A 17,155-nucleotide genomic window follows, 5' to 3' on the forward strand; every position below is an offset into this window, starting at 1 on the left:
AATTTACTCGGCCCAATAAACTTGTGTGTTAATTTTCGCAGCGTGTAAAAACGCCCTGATAGGCATTTCCTTAACATTCTGTCCGGCAATGGCATTTTCCAATACCAGCTTTTTACTGCGACTACTAATATGCAAAATGGTATTTTTGCTTTGTGCTAATGCAGCAAAGCTAAAAGTAATACGTTGGTGTGGTGCTGTTTTTGGCACAACCTTTAATAATGACGGACTATCTAACGCTAAGCATTGCTCTATTTCAGTACTACATGGAAACAATGACGCAGTGTGACCGTCTTCACCCATACCTAAAATAAGTACATCTAGTGGCAACAACTGCTGGTTTGCCGCTATATTTAAGTCCGCTAAGGTTTCAGTGCTTAATGCATCACCTTGCTTTAAATGAAAAAACTTAGCTTTTACTGCTTCGTTTTGTAGCAAATTCTCATGTACGAGTTTGGTGTTGCTGTCGTTAGAGTCAATATCTACCCAGCGCTCATCGGCAAGTGTTATCGTTATAGATTGCCATGGTAATTTCTTTTTCGATAAAGCATGAAAAAAACCTTTCGGTGTTGAACCACCTGAAACGGCAATACTTGCTTTACCCTTTTGCTTCACGGCGTTAGCAAGTATGCTCGCAACATTATCAGCCAAGGCCTGATCTAGTGCTTGGCGCTGTTCGAATTCGTTAATTTGATACATTATTCCACCCACTGACGATCATCACGTGCAATTAAAGAGATAGAAGAAACTGGTCCCCAAGAGCCTGCAGCATAAGGTTTCGGCGTTTCATTCGTTGATTGCCACGCGGCAATAATACTGTCAGCCCACTGCCACGCCGCTTCGACTTCATCACGACGAACAAACAATGATTGATCACCCTTAACCACTTCCAGCAATAAACGCTCATAGGCATCAACCACACGTTGATTGTCATAGGCCTCAGAAAAACTTAAATCCAGTTTGTTCTCATGAATCTGCATTTGCGAAGCAATGCCTGGAATTTTGTTCATCATTTCCAATTCAACGCCTTCATCAGGCTGCAGTCGAATAGTTAGCTTATTTGATGGTAAATCAGCATAGCTTTCGCTAAAGATATTATGTGGTTGTTGCTTAAAATGAACGACGATTTCACTGTGCTTTTTCGGCATACGTTTACCAGTGCGCAAATAAAATGGTACTCCTGCCCAACGCCAGTTATCTATTTCAGCTTTAATAGCGACAAAGGTTTCAGTGCCGCTGTTCGCCTTGGCCCCTTCTTCATTTAAATAACCGGGCACGGCAACGCCATTAAGATAGCCATCAGCATATTGGCCACGTACGGTTTTTTCTTTTACGTTTTGACGGGTGATTGGCTTTAACGCTTTTATGACTTTTAACTTTTCATCACGAACACTATCTGCACTTAAGTCGGCTGGTGGCTCCATGGCCAATAAAGATAATATTTGTAACAGGTGGTTTTGTACCATATCGCGCATTTGACCGGCTTCATCATAAAAGCCCCATCGGCCTTCAATGCCAACACTTTCTGCCACGGTTATTTGGACATGGTCAATACAATTACGATCCCAGTTATTAGTAAACAAAGAATTAGCAAAACGTAATACCAATAAGTTAAGTACCGTCTCTTTACCTAAATAATGATCAATGCGATAAATTTGATTTTCGTTAAAGTAGCGCGATACTTGGTCATTAATCACTTTTGATGATTCTAAACAATGGCCAATTGGCTTTTCCATGACAACACGGTCGTTGTCTTTAATCAGCTTGGCTGATTTTAAACCTTCACTGATGTCGCCATAAATAGCTGGAGGCGTTGAAAAATAATAAACACGTGGGCTTTGCTTTGATGCTAATGTTGCAGCAAGTTCACCATAAGCCTTGATATTTTTAAAGTCGAGTTGTTGGTAAACTAATCGTGCTAAAAATTTACTGACGGCGTTAACATCTAGCGCTTCTGCTATAAACTCGTTTAAACCTTCATTTATCTGTTGTGTAAATTGTTCTAACGTTATGTCATTTCGAGCAACACAAACTATACGCGCTTCATCACCTAACAAGCCTGCTAAATCTAATTGATATAATGACGGCAAAAGTTTACGGCGCGATAAATCACCCAAGGCTCCAAAAATAACAATTTCACTAGCAGCTTGGCAATCGATGTTATTCATATCTTATCTACTCAATTATTTTTTAATTAGTCACAATGAAACTAAACTACATTTAGAGCTAATTTATCTGCTCTAGCGTCATCAGTAAAGTACTTTCTGTAATATTACTACATTTTCTGCAAATTAATTAGATATAGCTTCTACAAGGCGACTTTAACTTAAAAAAGTATTAAAGGTTTGCAAAATTAACGCCTTTTGTTTTATATTAGCGTAAAATATGAAATAAATTTTCATAAATCCTGTATTTTTACAGAAAATAAATTACAACAATGCTTAATTTGGTGCTAATAAAACCAATTAAACAACGTCCTAGGGCTTAAACGTAATGAACATATTAGAAAAGATCGCCAACGAGTTAGATACTTTCAGTAAATCTGAACGTAAGGTGGCAGAAGTTATATTATCGTCACCTGGAACCGTGATCCATGCCAGTATCGCTGCATTAGCAAAGCAAGCAAACATTAGTGAACCTACCGTCAACCGCTTTTGTCGACGCTTAGACACTAAAGGCTACCCTGACTTTAAACTGCATCTTGCACAAAGCTTAGCTAACGGTACTCCTTATGTTAACCGACATGTTGATGAAAATGATTCTGCGGATGAATATACCGCAAAAATTTTTGAATCGACCATGGCGAATCTCGAGCTAGCACGTAAAAGTTTAGACACTTCAACGATAAATCGTTCAGTCGATTTACTCACCCAAGCCAATAAAATTTCATTTTTTGGTTTAGGTGCTTCAGCTGTTGTTGCCCATGACGCGCAAAACAAGTTTTTCCGCTTCAATGTTCCAGTCGTTTATTTCGATGACATATTAATGCAACGTATGAGTGCTATAAATAGTCAACAAGGTGATGTGGTTGTTTTGATCTCTCATACTGGTAGAACAAAGTCATTAGTCGATGTTGCTAGTTTAGCGCGCGAAAATGACGCTACTGTTATCGGTATTACCACGGCCGGCACGCCACTGGCTAAAGAATGCAATATTGTGCTGTCAGTCGATGTTGCCGAAGACACGGACTTATATATGCCAATGGCTTCACGTATCGCTCAGCTAACATTAATTGATTGTTTGGCAACCGGCTTTACCCTGCGCCGAGGCACTAAATTTAGAGATAACCTGAAAAAGGTGAAAGACAGCTTACGCAGCTCACGTTTTGAGCGAAAAGATTAATAATTAATTACCGGTGCAATAACCCGTAGTTGATAGTCACATAATAGAAAATTGAATAAATTTTAAGGATTACAATGCCTAGAAGAACGAAAATTGTCGCCACCTTAGGGCCGGCAACTGATGATAGAGCGAAACTAAAACAAGTATTAGCAGCGGGTGTCAATGTTGTTAGATTAAATTTCTCCCATGGTAATCCTCAAGATCATATTGACCGCGCCACTACCGTACGAGAATTGGCGAAAGAGCTTGGCATATATGTTGGTATCTTAGGTGATTTACAAGGGCCTAAAATCCGTGTTTCTACCTTTAAAAATGGTCCGATAAAATTAGCGATTGGTGATAAGTTTGAGCTCGACGCTAATTTAGCGAAAGGCGAAGGTTGCCAAGAAAAAGTTGGGATAGATTATAAAAAACTGCCACAAGATGTCAGCCCTGGTGATATTTTATTACTTGACGATGGTCGTGTTCAACTGCGAGTGCTTAAGACGGAAGGACAATCCGTTTTTACTGAAGTCACTGTTGGTGGTCCACTATCAAACAACAAGGGCATTAATCGCCAAGGCGGCGGCTTAACAGCTCCTGCACTTACCGCTAAAGACAAAGAAGATATTAAACTGGCTGCGAAAATCAATGTTGATTTTCTTGCTGTATCCTTCCCACGTGATGCGGCAGATATGCGCGAAGCACGTTTATTAGCGCAAGAAGCTGGCTGTGATGCTCGTTTAGTGTCAAAAATTGAGCGCGCTGAAGCGGTAAATGACGATAAAGTTTTAGATGGTATTATTCTCGCATCTGATGTTGTTATGGTGGCACGTGGTGATTTAGGTGTTGAAATTGGTGATGCCGCATTAGTTGGCAAGCAAAAGCATATAATTGCACGTAGTCGTCAATTAAATCGTGTGGTTATTACCGCAACTCAAATGATGGAAACTATGATTGAGCAGCCTATGCCAACACGTGCAGAAGTCATGGATGTTGCAAACGCGGTACTTGATGGTACTGATGCCGTGATGCTTTCCGCAGAAACTGCGGCAGGTAAATACCCGGTTGAAACGGTTAAAGCGATGGCAAGTGTTTGTATTGGCGCCGAGCAACAAAGCTCAGTTACGACCTCAAAGCACCGAGTTGAAATGACCTTTGCTGAAGTGTCTGAAACCATTGCTATGTCGGCCATGTACGCCGCCAATCACTTAGATGGCGTTAAAGCGATTATTGCCTTAACAGAGTCTGGGCATACCAGTAAAATCATGTCGCGTATTTCTTCAGGTTTGCCGATTTATTCGTTATCTCGCCATACTAAAACACTAACCAAAACCGCTATCTATCGTGGTGTCTACCCAGTATCTTTTGACTCAACAGGATGTGACAATGCCGAAGCCATGGCACAAGATGTTTTAGTTGCGGTAGCAAAAGACTCTGAATTAAGTATTGGCGATAAAGTTATGTTTACCCACGGTGATTTAATGGAAACTGTTGGTGCAACTAATACTTTGAAAGTATTAACCTTAGCTAAAAAGCACTTTGCATAGCGCGTAAAAACAAGCACAGTTCAATTTAAAAAGGTAGCTATAAGCTACCTTTTTTTATTTCCACCAGAATCTGTTGATTATTTTTAGAATCGTTTATTCATCTTTAGCTAAATACTCTAAATCACCAATCACTTTATTGAGATTTTTATTAATACGCTTACGTTGTTTATCGGTCGCATTGGTAACCATATAAACAAAAATATTAGCGAAAACTTGGTTGTTATTAGCAGTAATTTCATTAAATTCATCACTTCGTAAACTTCGGCCATTAACAAACAAACGATAAAATTCAAACTTAAATTGATGATCTGGTAAATCACCATTTAATAGCTCTGAAAATTGCGTTGTCCAACGTTGACGATAGTTGATCCAAGGTTCAAATGAACGCTGAAAGTTTTGGCTCATTTTTGCTACCTGAGCTTTCTGTACTTTGGTTAATTTACCAAACCATTCTTTTAGTTGCTCTTGCTGATCTTCGGCTCTTTCTTCAAACCATTCTTGCTCAGACAATTGTTCATAATCATCTAATCTTTCTTGATTATTTTCTGCTAGTGCCTGCAGTAATTGTTTTTTCTGCTCCGCGCTAAGACTAAACGCTAACGGCTGTAATTTTGGCTCTGCGGCTATTAAAAAGTTTTGCCAATGCTCAACAAATATCGCTAAGTTTTCAGTAATTATTTCTTCGTTAATATCATTATTAATTGCGAGTTTTAACGCCTTTAATTGTTGGCTATATAAAGGTAATTGAGTTTCTCGATGCCACAAATGTAACTTTTCAAATTCTTCATCAAAAATCTGCTGTTGTTGCTTAGTTAATTCTACATAATCATCAAGATACCAGTTAGTCCACCAATCAAGATGATTATAAACGAAGCGAAAACTGCAACCAGAAACCATTATCGCCAGCAGTATCACCAATAGTGAGTTTTTTGTGCTAATCATTGTTCACCTTTATTATTAGTGGTGGTAAATCGATCTTTGATAAAAATCATGGAAAACCCTTATCATAATTGATCTATATTAAAATTATCGGGCTTATCAAGCAAAGTCGTTTATCTCTTGTTAAATGACTGTTAATTTAGGTAATAGTTCCAGAATACTTTAATTAGTGCGCGAGGCATATATGCACATGGATGACAAAAAAGCCATCAAAAAAATTGCTATTTTAACCAGCGGCGGTGACGCTCCTGGCATGAACGCAGCCATTAGAGCGATAGTCATTGCCGCACAGCACTATAATATAGAGGTTACGGGGTTTATTGCAGGCTTTAATGGTTTAATTGATGATGATGCGATACCCCTTACGGTTAAAAGTGTAGAAAATATCATTCATAAAGGCGGCACTATTTTAAAAAGTGCCCGCTGCGCTGCAATGAAAACGCCGCTAGGTTTGGAGCAAGCCGCAACAACATTATTAAAGAATAAAATAGATGCACTTATTGCTATAGGCGGTGACGGCTCCTTTACTGGCTTACTTGCCCTCAATAAACACTGGCAAGGACAAGTGATCGGTATTCCGGGCACCATTGATAACGATGTCGACGGTACCGATTTCACCATAGGGTTTTCAACAGCGATTAATACCGCTATTGAAGCCATTGACAAAATACGTGATACCGCAGAAGCATTCGAGCGCATTTTTATTGTTGAGTTGATGGGCCGACATAGTGGCCATATTACCTTTAATGTTGGTATTGCTTGTGCTGCTGAACAGGTTATTTCCTTTGAAAATTTTCCATCGCAAGGTAGCGCCATCGATAATGAGACAAACAAACTTAAAGTGCTTGCTCAGGAGATTAAACAAGCACAAGCAGACCGACATGCCAGTTATATTATCGTGATTGCAGAAAACTTATGGCAAGGTGGCGCGGCAAGTTTAGCCCAACAGCTACAATCAGTGGCGGGGATTGACTGCACCGCATGTATTCTTGGGCATATTCAGCGTGGCGGCTCACCGGTTGCCAAAGATCGTATTTTGGCAACCAAAATGGGCGTAGCAGCTATACAGGCATTAATCGCGCAAGAATCTAAGATCATGATTGCCGAATGTAATAACACCATTGCCTATGTACCATTAACTATAGCCATCCAACATCAACAAGGGGTTAATGAAAGCTTAGTTGCAGCACAAGACAATATTTTAGCGTTAACTGCTCAACACCAATGCTAATAAGGTTTATCGGCTAATTTAACTTGCTGGTGTTGAAAGAACTGAATCAGAAAATCGATTAATAAACGTAGCTTTTTTGAACTGGCAGCGCCAGGCGGAAAAACACCATAAACATTAATAGCCGGTAATTTGTAATCATCTAAAATTGACTGTAAACGCCCTGCTTTAATTTTTGGCCAAGCATCATAGGTTGGAATACGCCCTAAACCTTGTCCTCCTTCGACAAATGCCGTTCGTGCCGAGGCATTATTGGTTGCTATCCTGCCATTAACTTCAATTGTATGAGAACGGCCTGCTTTTTCTAAGCTAATTTTATTGCTGGTAAGTTTATAGATAACCCAAGTATGATCTAACAACTCACTCGGTTTAGTCGGCCTGCCGTAACGTTCAAAATATTCAGGCGAACCACATAAACATGTTTCTAACACCGCCAGCTTTCTAGCCTGTAAAGCTGAATCTGCTAATGGTGCGCCACGTATAGCGAGATCTATGCCCTCTTTAACAATATTAACCACTTCATCCGTTAACATCAGGTCGAGTTCAATTTTTGGATACTGTTTTCGAAACTTATCTAATGCTGGCACTATAGTGTGCAAACCAACACTGACCGGACAGGTAATTTTTAATAAGCCTTCGGGTTCATTTTTAACATTTTCAATTTGCTGATTTGCCGCACTTGCCTGCTGAGCAATGATACGACAGCGCTGATAATAATCACTACCCGCTTGTGTCAGCATAATAGATCGCGTTGAACGATTTAATAGAGTTATACCTAATTGCTGCTCAAGCTTTTTAATATGATAACTCACCACCGCACGAGAAAGCCCAATATGTTTGGCTGCAGCGCTAAAGCTTCCTTGTTCAACCACATGTGAAAACACCACCATGCTTTTTAGCTGTTCGAAAGAAATGTCCACTTAATCACCTTAATAAACAAAATATCGTCAATTGAATTCATTACATGGTTTATTGTATCAATAATTAGAACAAAGTTATCAAATTAATCTGCATTGTATTAAAAACAGATGAGCATATACTGCTAACCATAGATTGATGTCAGCAAGCAGTGGCACAAATCAAAATCAGCATAGGAAGATAAAATGGTTACCGAGACAAATAAAACACAGAATAAAGACGTATTAATGGTATTAACCTCGCACGACAAATTAGGTGATACGGGTGAGAAAACTGGATTTTGGTTGGAAGAGTTTGCCGCGCCCTATTATCAATTAATTGACGCTGGATTTTCTGTAACACTCGCTTCACCATTAGGTGGACAACCACCATTAGATCCTAAAAGCGCCAAAGCCGACTTTCAAACCGATGCAACTCGTCGCTTTGAACAAGATCAAGTTAGTCAAGGCGTATTAGCAACAACAAAAAAGCTAAGTTCAATTAATGCCAATGAATATGGCGCGGTTTTTTATCCAGGTGGTCATGGGCCGCTTTGGGATTTAACCGACAACCAAGACTCAATTAACCTGATCACAGAATTTGTTAAACAAAGCAAACCTGTCGCTGTAGTTTGCCATGCAACATCCGTACTACTTAATGTCAAAGATAGTAATGGTAATGCAGTGGTAAAAGGCAAGAAAATTACCGGATTCACTAACAGTGAAGAAGATGCCGTACAACTCACTAACATAGTACCGTTTTTACTAGAAGACGAGCTGATTAAGCAAGGTGCAGACTATCAAAAAGCTCAAGACTGGGCACCATTCGTTGTTGAAGACGGCAATATCATCAGTGGCCAAAACCCTGCCAGTTCAAGCGAAGCCGCTAGTCGCTTAATCAAGCAACTATCTTAGCCAAAGCAAATTAGCGAAAAATAACCTACTGAGCAGAGGCTAATATTTACTCGGCTTCTGCTATCTTTAAAGACGACTAAATGGATGTTTGGAAAGAGCAATGACATTAAACATAAATACTGATAACGCAAAGTTACCACAAAATAGACAGCAAAACCGTCAATTTACCTTGGCCTCTCGCCCTGTTGGCGCCCCAACGGTAGAGAACTTTAATTTAATCACGACAGAAATACCGACACCAGGTGAAGGCGAAGTATTACTGCGAACGGTATATTTATCACTAGATCCATACATACGTGGTCGAATGAGTGATGCAAAATCCTATGCAGAGCCGGTAGCCATTGATGAAGTGATGGTTGGTGGTGCGGTTTGTCGTGTTGAACAATCGCTTAATGATGACTTTCAAGTTGGCGATTTAGTCGTTGCTTATACCGGTTGGCAAGATTATGCACTTTCCAACGGCGACGAGTTATTAAAACTACCTAAGGAATTAGCCTTGCCATCCTACGCGCTTGGCGTATTGGGGATGCCAGGTTTAACCGCCTATATGGGCTTATTGGATATTGGTCAGCCTAAAGCCGGTGAAACCGTTGTTGTCGCCGCAGCAAGTGGTGCTGTCGGCAGTTTAGTTGGCCAAATAGCTAAGTTGCAAGGTTGTCGCGTTGTTGGTATTGCCGGCAGCAGTGAAAAATGCAGCTACGTAACTGACACTTTAGGCTTTGATGCTTGCCTAAACCATAAAGATGAAAACTTAGCTCAACAATTAGCTGAGCAATGCCCAAATGGTATTGATGTTTATTTTGAAAACGTTGGTGGTGCAGTATTTGACGCTGTAATGCCATTACTAAACGCCAGTGCCCGTGTGCCGTTATGTGGCTTAATTTCACAGTACAATGCCACTGAGTTACCGTCAGGACCAGACAGAATGTCACAACTGATGGGGTTATTACTGGTTAAGCGCATCAAAATGCAAGGTTTTATCGTATTTGATGATTATGGCCATCGTTATAACGAATTTAGCCAAGCCATGGGACAATGGCTTGCACAAGGGAAAATTAGTTACCGCGAAGATAAGGTGCTCGGGCTAGAGCAAGCAGCAAACGCTTTTATCGGCTTATTACAAGGTGAAAACTTTGGTAAGCTTGTGGTTGAAGTTGGGCCACTTGAATTAGTAAAATAGCCATTAATTTAACGTCACGATGAAAAAAGGTAAACAAAATATTGTTTACCTTTTTATTTTTACCGCTATAGATTTAGTTAGTAATAGTTATAAAGCATTAAGCAACAACGGCTTTTTTAACTTTATCTTTGTAACTACGACTGACCTTCAACTCTTTGCCATTAGACATCACTAAATAATATTCACCATTAAGCTGGCTACAGAATTTATCGATGTAATTTTTATTCACTATCGTTGAGCGGTGACTGCGCAAGAATTGTTTTGGATCTAAAATTTCTTCAAGCTGCTTCATGGTTTTACGCAAAATATGGGTATTACTTTCGGTATGTACACACATGTAATCGCCTGCAGCGTCAATCCATAAAATATCTTTTACCGGTACTCGGCTAACTTCGCCGGCATCTTTAATCGCCAGCACATCTGAATAGCTAGAAATACTGACCGGTTCGTTGTTATCCAACTCTTGTAGGATTTTTTCACAATCATTACCGGTAACGTCACTGACTAAACGCACTAGCTTAGATTTATGAATAGCATTCACCTCGCTACTGATACTCTGGCGAATTTTATCTAAGGTTTGGGCTAGGCGTTGTTCATCGGCCGGTTTGAGTAAATAGTCTTGTGCATGAACTTCAAACGCTTGCATGGCATATTGATCAAAAGCGGTGACAAAAACCACCATAGGTAAATGCAATCCTTGTTCAATAATAGCCTCAACCACCTCAAAACCGGTTAAGCCGGGCATTTGAATATCTAAAAAAATCAAATCCGGTTGATAAGCACGCACCGCCTCTAAAGCTTCTCGACCATTGGTACATTGGGCGATCACTTCGATGTCTTTATGATCTTCTAAACGAACCGCAAGACCTTTTCGGGCTAACGGCTCATCATCAACAATTATTGTGGAGAGCTTCTTGCTCATACTCGACTGCCAACTTCATAGGGAATTCGTATACTGATTTTAACACCAGTTGGTGTATTGTTGGCAACAACTAAAGAAAAATCATTCTTATACAGTGCTTGTAATCGTTCTCGGGTATTCGCTAAGCCAACACCATTTTCTCGAAACAAGTTACCATTTTTAATTTCTGCGCCAGGGCCATTATCAGACAATTCAACCAGTAAGTCATTACCAAATCGATGTACCGAAACATTGATCTCTCCACCTTGCTCTTGTACTGCGATAGCGTGCTTTATAGAGTTTTCGGCTAAAGGTTGCAGTATCATGCTGGGCACTAGCGCTAAATTACAATCAGCGGCAATATCAAAGCTAACTTGTAAACGCTCTTCAAAACGCACTCTTTCAATATCTAAGTACAATTTTAAGGCATGTAACTCACTTTCTAGTGTTACCCGCTTCATCGGATCTTTATCCAAAGAATAGCGCAGAAATTCACTGAGCTTGGTTACCATGCCATTGGCAGTTTTGTTTTCTTTGACCAGAATAAGTGTTGATATCGCGTTTAAGGTATTAAACAAAAAGTGCGGATTTAGCTGATAGCGCAACATTTTCAATTGTGCTTGATGTGCCACCGTATTGGCACGCAATACATTTTGTTTTTCCTTTTGCAGCATTTGGTAATACTTAGTACCAAAATACAAACCACTCCAACTCAAAATAATGAAAAATGATAACAAGCTATTTTTGGTGTAGTAAAGAAGAAAATCAGGACGATAGCCGTGTTTGTATATTTCCCAGTAATTAATATTTTTTACAATTTGCCAAAGTACACCAGTACAATACGACGTTAATATCACCACAATGGCAATTTTTAACGGCGTGAAGTTCCAAATGCGACGATAGATATATCTTAGAGGGATAGTGAACAACCAACCGGCATAAGCATTCAGTAAAATGATCACTAAAAAGATATCACGTAAATCGTGAAGTAATGAACCTAAGTAATGTACTAAGGCAAAACCACACCAGCCAGCGGTATGCACTAGCCAAAATAAGCGGTTTCTATTTTCTATAAATTCTTTCCAATTCACACAAGACGGCCAACAAACAAGGTTAGTATAATTATGCGCTATGCAAGCTATTCTCGCACTACCACTAATCGTAAGATTTCAGCACCTTATCTCATTTAGTCTATAACAATATATGTCTCAGGGTAGCGATTTGCTAGTAGTAAAAACTGTTTGTTGGCCAGTTTTTTATACTTTTCCTCATTCCGTTGCTGATATTGTGAAAGATACCATAAACCATTAATAATTAAAGACAAACAATAGTAACGCGTAACGAGGCATTTACATATGTTACCTATGTTTTTGGTCATAAACGGCAGATTGTCGACAATTTTAACTGCTTTGTCAGCATGGTTTCTAGACATTAATGGCCCTAACTGCTGCGGTAGAATTTGTTGAGCATTATGCTGAGAATAAAGTGCTATAACCTGTGCTATTTTATTACTTTCAATTTCATTCACCGCCATCAACATGGCAATGTCATACTCAATTGGTGCGATGCAGGCACACTCAAAATCAATTAATTGATACTGTAATTCATCATCAGCTTTTGTAGCATTTGCAAGCTTAATCACATTAGTGAAATTGGCATCACCATGACAAAATACCTCATTGCTATGCCCTACTTCAGTTCTTGCTTGAGCAAGTTCTTGCAGCACTGATTTAGCAATGGCCATTACACGGTTAAGTTGAGATAACAACAATTGCTCATTTACTGATGATGGCTGTTGAGGTAAAAGCGCTTGAAATAACTGAGCGAGTGTTTCTTCAATCGCCAAGTAAGGAATTGTTAGAGCATTATTGTGAGATGAAGACTGTTGCCCGATTTGGCGGTTAATTGAGGATTTAGGTAGACGATGGCATTGAGCAAGTAAAGCAAGCGTGGTAGCTAATTTTTCATCTTCACTTAAATGACAATCAACCAACAACTCCCCCGTTATAAAGTCTGTGACCAACCATTGGCCTGCACCGTAGATAAGTTTAGGTGCAATACCGAATTCAGTCGCCAGTTTATTTGCGACGAGTTCTACACCGCTATTTGCTAGATATTTGGCAAAATAATCATGTTTGTTAGTTTGTACACGAAAACAGGGTTGACTTAACCCTGTTTCGAGAGCCGTAACACTCTGAATTATTTGCTGAGCAAAACAAGGTAATAAACATAACTCATTGACTAGCCGTTTATATGGTTCTTTAACACCAGCAGTTAAATTCGTCCCTTCGCCATTTGTTGCACCAACAAATGCCCCATCATTAATGTTCACATATTACTCACTAAATACTTTATATGTTTTAGCCCAGCGCGGGCGAAATATCTCTGTCGTTCACTCCGCCCTGGTTTTGCTGTTGATAAAGTTTACGCCACTGCCAATAACCATAGCTAGCTAGTATCACATAACAAGCAAATAAAGCAGCCGTTGGGATCAAAGCCTTTTCGATATAAAGATATATAGAAACAAAATCAATCACGATAAAGTACAGCCAATTTTCCAATACTTTCTGCGTTATTAAATAGGTTGCAAATACGGCAAATACCGTTGTGGCACTATCAAGGTAAGGAAAATGAGTCGGTGTATAACTAGCCATTAACCAGCCTAAAGCTAAAGATAACAATGTTAGTGCAATAATCACCACAGTGTGGCGTTGCAATGACCATTGGCTATATAACAAGGTTTTCGTTTGAGATGTATTCTCATTATTTTGTTTTCGCCAGCAAAGCCAGCCATATACTGCCATCAACAAGTAATAAAGCTGTAATACACTGTCCATCCATAGATAAACATCATAAAAAATAACGGTGTATAACACAGTACTTAAGATTGCCGCTGGCCAACACCAAATATTACCTTTTGCCGCTAACACTACATAGAGCAAGGACGCCACAACGGCGATCAGTTCTAACACCGGCAAAGTAGTAAAATAAGTAACGATTTCAGCGGTAGCGCTGATAGAGTTCGCCATTAGCTTTCAGCTTCTACAACTGAGCGATCACCACCAATAAATTTACAAACAAAAACAGCGGCATTTAGGGTTTGATGTACGTGTTTAATTTCAGCCATCACATGGCTTGTAGCTAAGTCATAATCACCAAAAACTTGCGTACTCATACCGTTAGTCACAACATTCAAGCCTTCAACTAAACGTAAACGTTTAATAAAGGCCCAAATTTCCGTTTTAAATTTTTCTTCTGCTAGTGGATACAAACTAATTTCAATTGAGATTTTCATGTCTTTTAACTTATGTGTCATTTTCTTTAAAGATAGCATGTTAGAGATAAACCCTAACATGCTCAATGTACTACAGTTATTAATTTTGGAAATGTTTACCACTCATCTTAAAAAGAATAGTCAAATGTTGCGCCAAAAACAGCTGGCTCCGCTAATTGATAATAGGCTTTTGCGGTATATTCGTCTCTTGGATCATTGCCGAAGTAGAAGCCACGAGTCGCATATTCTTCATCAAATAAGTTACGCGCCCATAGTTTTACTTGCCAGTCATCTTCTGAATAGCTCACCGACATATTCACCACTTCTATTGATTCTGATTTTTCTTGGTGGCTATCAGAGAAGAAAAATTCATCTTTGCCATCAACAGAAATGTTGACGAGTAAATTATCAGACAACTGATAGTTCAAACCAACATTAAATTGGTAGCTAGGCGCATGTGCTTGCTCGTCACCAGACTTATCATTACCATCGGCATCAATAAAACCATCGTATTCGGTATCTAACAAACCTACAGAGCCATAAATTTCAAGTTCAGTCGTTGCTTGCCAGCCGGCTTCAAGTTCAAGACCAAAATTAGTGCCAGTTGCAGCATTGCCTAAATAAGAAACAAAGTCAGTACTGCCATCATCTCGCTCTTCTAGATAAGAGGTACGTACCTGCATATCATCCCTGTCCATATAAAATACCGCACTACGGACATAAGCTTGATTGTCTAACAAACTAACTTTGTAACCTAATTCATAATTCCAAAGATATTCTGGTGAAAATTCACGTAAATTGCTCGGTAAACTACCATCAGTATTTGCACCACCGGCTTTATAACCGCGATTAACAGAGCCATAGAATAAATTGCTTTCATCCATTTGATACGACAATACAAGCTTACCACCAACCATAGTATCACTCGGATCAAAGTTTATTTGCTCTGAATCGCTGTAATCTGAATTTCTACGTTCAACTCGTAAACCAGTGGTTAAACTTAACTTTTCATTTAGCTGGCTATCAAACTGAACAAATGCCGCAATATTGTCAGTATCAAATGTTGAGTTGTAATCACTAGATAAATAGGTGTATTGACGTAATAAGTCTTCATCTTCTTGCTTATAATAAAGCCCTGTCACCCAAGCAGTGCTACCATTGAAAATTTCACCACCAGGCGCTGAAACAGCTCTTAATTCAAATGTTGCTGAAGATTTATCACGAAAGTAATGATCTGTAGAGCTGTATTCCCAATCAGGACGAATACCGACATACGCCCAATCTTCGTCATAGCCATAATCTAACGCAGAATCGGCATAGCTGACGATACTTTCAATGGTAAAGTTATTAAAACCTTGATAGGTAAACTTAGTCGCTAGTGCTTTAGTCTCTTGGCGATCAAAACCCGGTTGGTCTGATAAGGTATGGCGGCTATTATCAAGCGAGAAGGCATCATAGCCGTTATCAAAATCAGCAACAAACGTTGTAATATCAATAATTAAGTCTTTACTTGCTGCGATGGTTAATTTACCACGTAGCGTTAACTCATCACGATTATTAGTATCATCACGATTAAGAAAGTCATTTTCGATAAAGCCATCACTTTTGTATTGTTCAACGGCTAAACGATAGTTGACCTTTTCAGTTGCTGGGCCTGATAAAACCAAACCAGCGCTGTAGCTATCGTAATTACCTGCAGAAAGTCTTACTTTACCTTCGAAGTTATCGGTAGGCGCTGCTGAAGTAATATTGATCATACCTGCCATGGCGTTAGCACCAAAGCGTGTACCTTGTGGGCCACGATATACTTCAACTTGTTCAACATCGAAAGTTGAGGCTATGCTGCCAATACCTGAAAAATCAATGCCATCAATCACTAAGCCAACGGAAGGGTTAATAGGCTCTTTAAATTGACTACGCTCACCAATACCACGAATTTGATAATATCGAGCACGCTGAGTGCCACTAGAAAAGTTAACGTTTGGTGTACGGGCAATGATTTCTTCTAAATTCTGTGCATTGCGAGCGTCAATTTCGTCACTAGCGATAACAGATAGAGAACTTGCTGTTTTTTGCAGCGATGTCGAACGAAAATCACCATTGATGGTGATAACCTCTATTGCTTGTTGGTCTGTTTTGGTGGAATTGTCAGCAGCAAAAGTTGTTGAAGTAACAAGGCTAGTAAAAATAGCTAAAGCAATAGGTGATTTTGTAAATTTCATTATGATCTCATAAATTCTATTAAGAATACGTTATGGGATCCGGCATGGAGAAGTTAAATAACTGTTCACTAGCAAACTGTAGAATTGTCATTGCCTGCATAAGCATACGCTAAACGGCAAAATACAATTTTACAGAATGGTATGCGATTAGCGTAACCATTCCTACGCCGGTACTATCCGGTTCAGGTTCTAAGGGTTCGCTATGCCATATTATGTAATGACAGCGCATCTCAGCCTTTTAAATCGTTACCAATTTAAGGGCACCCCTTGGTTCGGTGTGCATACTAACAATATTTATTTAAAAGTACAGTGTAAATGCCTTATTTTACGCTATATTTTATTATCCTATAGCTGTATTACCTCGGGTTTAACATACGTCCTAATGGTTGACCGCCGACTAAGTGCATATGAATATGGTAAACCTCTTGGCCACCATGTTGATTACAGTTCATGATCAAGCGATAACCATCTTCTGCAATGCCCTCTTCTTTAGCGAGTTTTTTAGCAACAGTAAACATACGGCCAATGGTCAGTTCATCTTCTTGTTCAATATCATTTACTGTGGGGATGAGTTTATTGGGAACAATCAAGATATGGCTTTTCGCTTGTGGGGTAATATCGCGAAAAGCGCTAACAAGCTCATCTTGAAAAAGTAATGGTGTTGGAATTTCTTGGCGAATAATTTTCGAAAATATGGTTTCTTCAGGAGTGTTGTTACCAGCCATGATTTAG

The 17,155-nt window shown here is 39.4% G+C and carries 16 protein-coding genes and 1 riboswitch; of the genes, 5 read left to right on the top strand and 11 right to left on the bottom strand.

Annotated elements, in window-relative coordinates; genetic code table 11:
• Positions 1–3: 3 nt before the first annotated feature.
• Together pgl and zwf are read right to left on the bottom strand one after the other, a co-directional pair.
• Positions 4–696, bottom strand: coding sequence for a 6-phosphogluconolactonase (pgl, locus tag AC27JP_RS08465; RefSeq protein ID WP_487113992.1), 693 nt, complete (start codon positions 694–696; stop codon positions 4–6).
• Positions 696–2,165: a glucose-6-phosphate dehydrogenase gene (gene zwf / locus AC27JP_RS08470; RefSeq protein ID WP_487113994.1), complete on the bottom strand. Its 1,470-nt coding sequence runs from the start codon at positions 2,163–2,165 to the stop codon at positions 696–698. Before zwf ends, pgl begins: the two co-directional genes overlap by 1 nt.
• 325 nt (positions 2,166–2,490) lie before the next feature.
• On the opposite strand from zwf, the gene AC27JP_RS08475 reads away from it, so the two are divergent.
• Both AC27JP_RS08475 and pyk read left to right on the top strand, forming a co-directional pair.
• Positions 2,491–3,339, top strand: a complete 849-nt coding sequence (locus AC27JP_RS08475) for a MurR/RpiR family transcriptional regulator (RefSeq protein ID WP_487113996.1) — start codon at positions 2,491–2,493, stop codon at positions 3,337–3,339.
• 74 nt (positions 3,340–3,413) lie between these two features.
• Positions 3,414–4,868: a pyruvate kinase gene (pyk, locus tag AC27JP_RS08480; protein WP_487113997.1), complete on the top strand. Its 1,455-nt coding sequence runs from the start codon at positions 3,414–3,416 to the stop codon at positions 4,866–4,868.
• Between the two features lie 93 nt (positions 4,869–4,961).
• Here the strand turns inward: pyk and AC27JP_RS08485 are convergent, their stop codons facing one another.
• The gene (locus AC27JP_RS08485) at positions 4,962–5,810 is read right to left on the bottom strand and encodes a DUF6279 family lipoprotein (RefSeq protein WP_487113999.1); all 849 of its coding nucleotides are present in this window, start codon (positions 5,808–5,810) and stop codon (positions 4,962–4,964) included.
• 187 nt (positions 5,811–5,997) lie between these two features.
• Here AC27JP_RS08485 and AC27JP_RS08490 point away from each other — a divergent pair, with 187 nt between their 5' ends.
• Positions 5,998–7,038 carry an ATP-dependent 6-phosphofructokinase gene (locus tag AC27JP_RS08490; protein WP_487114000.1) on the top strand — a complete coding sequence of 347 codons (1,041 nt, stop codon included), beginning with the start codon at positions 5,998–6,000 and terminating at the stop codon, positions 7,036–7,038.
• Here the strand turns inward: AC27JP_RS08490 and AC27JP_RS08495 are convergent.
• Positions 7,035–7,955, bottom strand: a complete 921-nt coding sequence (locus AC27JP_RS08495; RefSeq protein WP_487114002.1) for a LysR family transcriptional regulator — start codon at positions 7,953–7,955, stop codon at positions 7,035–7,037. The genes AC27JP_RS08490 and AC27JP_RS08495 overlap by 4 nt on opposite strands.
• A 183-nt stretch (positions 7,956–8,138) precedes the next feature.
• Here AC27JP_RS08495 and AC27JP_RS08500 point away from each other — a divergent pair, with 183 nt between their 5' ends.
• Positions 8,139–8,846, top strand: a complete 708-nt coding sequence (locus tag AC27JP_RS08500) for a type 1 glutamine amidotransferase domain-containing protein (protein WP_487114004.1) — start codon at positions 8,139–8,141, stop codon at positions 8,844–8,846.
• A gap of 100 nt (positions 8,847–8,946) precedes the next feature.
• A complete protein-coding gene (locus tag AC27JP_RS08505) occupies positions 8,947–10,026 on the top strand; it encodes an NADP-dependent oxidoreductase (RefSeq protein ID WP_487114005.1) in 1,080 nt (359 codons plus the stop codon).
• A 97-nt stretch (positions 10,027–10,123) separates the two neighbouring features.
• On the opposite strand, the gene AC27JP_RS08510 is transcribed toward AC27JP_RS08505, so the two are convergent.
• From AC27JP_RS08510 to AC27JP_RS08540, 7 genes are all read right to left on the bottom strand, one after another.
• The gene (locus AC27JP_RS08510; RefSeq protein ID WP_487114007.1) at positions 10,124–10,948 is read right to left on the bottom strand and encodes a LytR/AlgR family response regulator transcription factor; all 825 of its coding nucleotides are present in this window, start codon (positions 10,946–10,948) and stop codon (positions 10,124–10,126) included.
• Complete coding sequence (locus AC27JP_RS08515; RefSeq protein WP_487114009.1) at positions 10,945–12,018, bottom strand: sensor histidine kinase; 1,074 nt, start codon at positions 12,016–12,018, stop codon at positions 10,945–10,947. The genes AC27JP_RS08510 and AC27JP_RS08515 overlap by 4 nt, the downstream gene beginning before the upstream one ends.
• 95 nt (positions 12,019–12,113) lie before the next feature.
• A complete protein-coding gene (locus tag AC27JP_RS08520) occupies positions 12,114–13,259 on the bottom strand; it encodes a phosphotransferase (RefSeq protein WP_487114011.1) in 1,146 nt (381 codons plus the stop codon).
• Between the two features lie 28 nt (positions 13,260–13,287).
• Positions 13,288–13,956 carry a nicotinamide riboside transporter PnuC gene (pnuC, locus tag AC27JP_RS08525; protein WP_487114013.1) on the bottom strand — a complete coding sequence of 223 codons (669 nt, stop codon included), beginning with the start codon at positions 13,954–13,956 and terminating at the stop codon, positions 13,288–13,290.
• A complete protein-coding gene (locus AC27JP_RS08530) occupies positions 13,956–14,222 on the bottom strand; it encodes a hypothetical protein (protein WP_085297433.1) in 267 nt (88 codons plus the stop codon). The genes pnuC and AC27JP_RS08530 overlap by 1 nt, the downstream gene beginning before the upstream one ends.
• A 107-nt stretch (positions 14,223–14,329) precedes the next feature.
• The gene (locus AC27JP_RS08535) at positions 14,330–16,423 is read right to left on the bottom strand and encodes a TonB-dependent receptor (RefSeq protein ID WP_487114015.1); all 2,094 of its coding nucleotides are present in this window, start codon (positions 16,421–16,423) and stop codon (positions 14,330–14,332) included.
• Between the two features lie 142 nt (positions 16,424–16,565).
• Positions 16,566–16,701, bottom strand: a riboswitch (TPP riboswitch).
• 78 nt (positions 16,702–16,779) lie between these two features.
• Positions 16,780–17,148 carry an HIT domain-containing protein gene (locus tag AC27JP_RS08540; protein ID WP_487114017.1) on the bottom strand — a complete coding sequence of 123 codons (369 nt, stop codon included), beginning with the start codon at positions 17,146–17,148 and terminating at the stop codon, positions 16,780–16,782.
• Between the last annotated feature and the right edge of the window lie 7 nt (positions 17,149–17,155).

It is taken from the genome of Colwellia sp. SU-HH01172 (assembly GCF_057553355.1).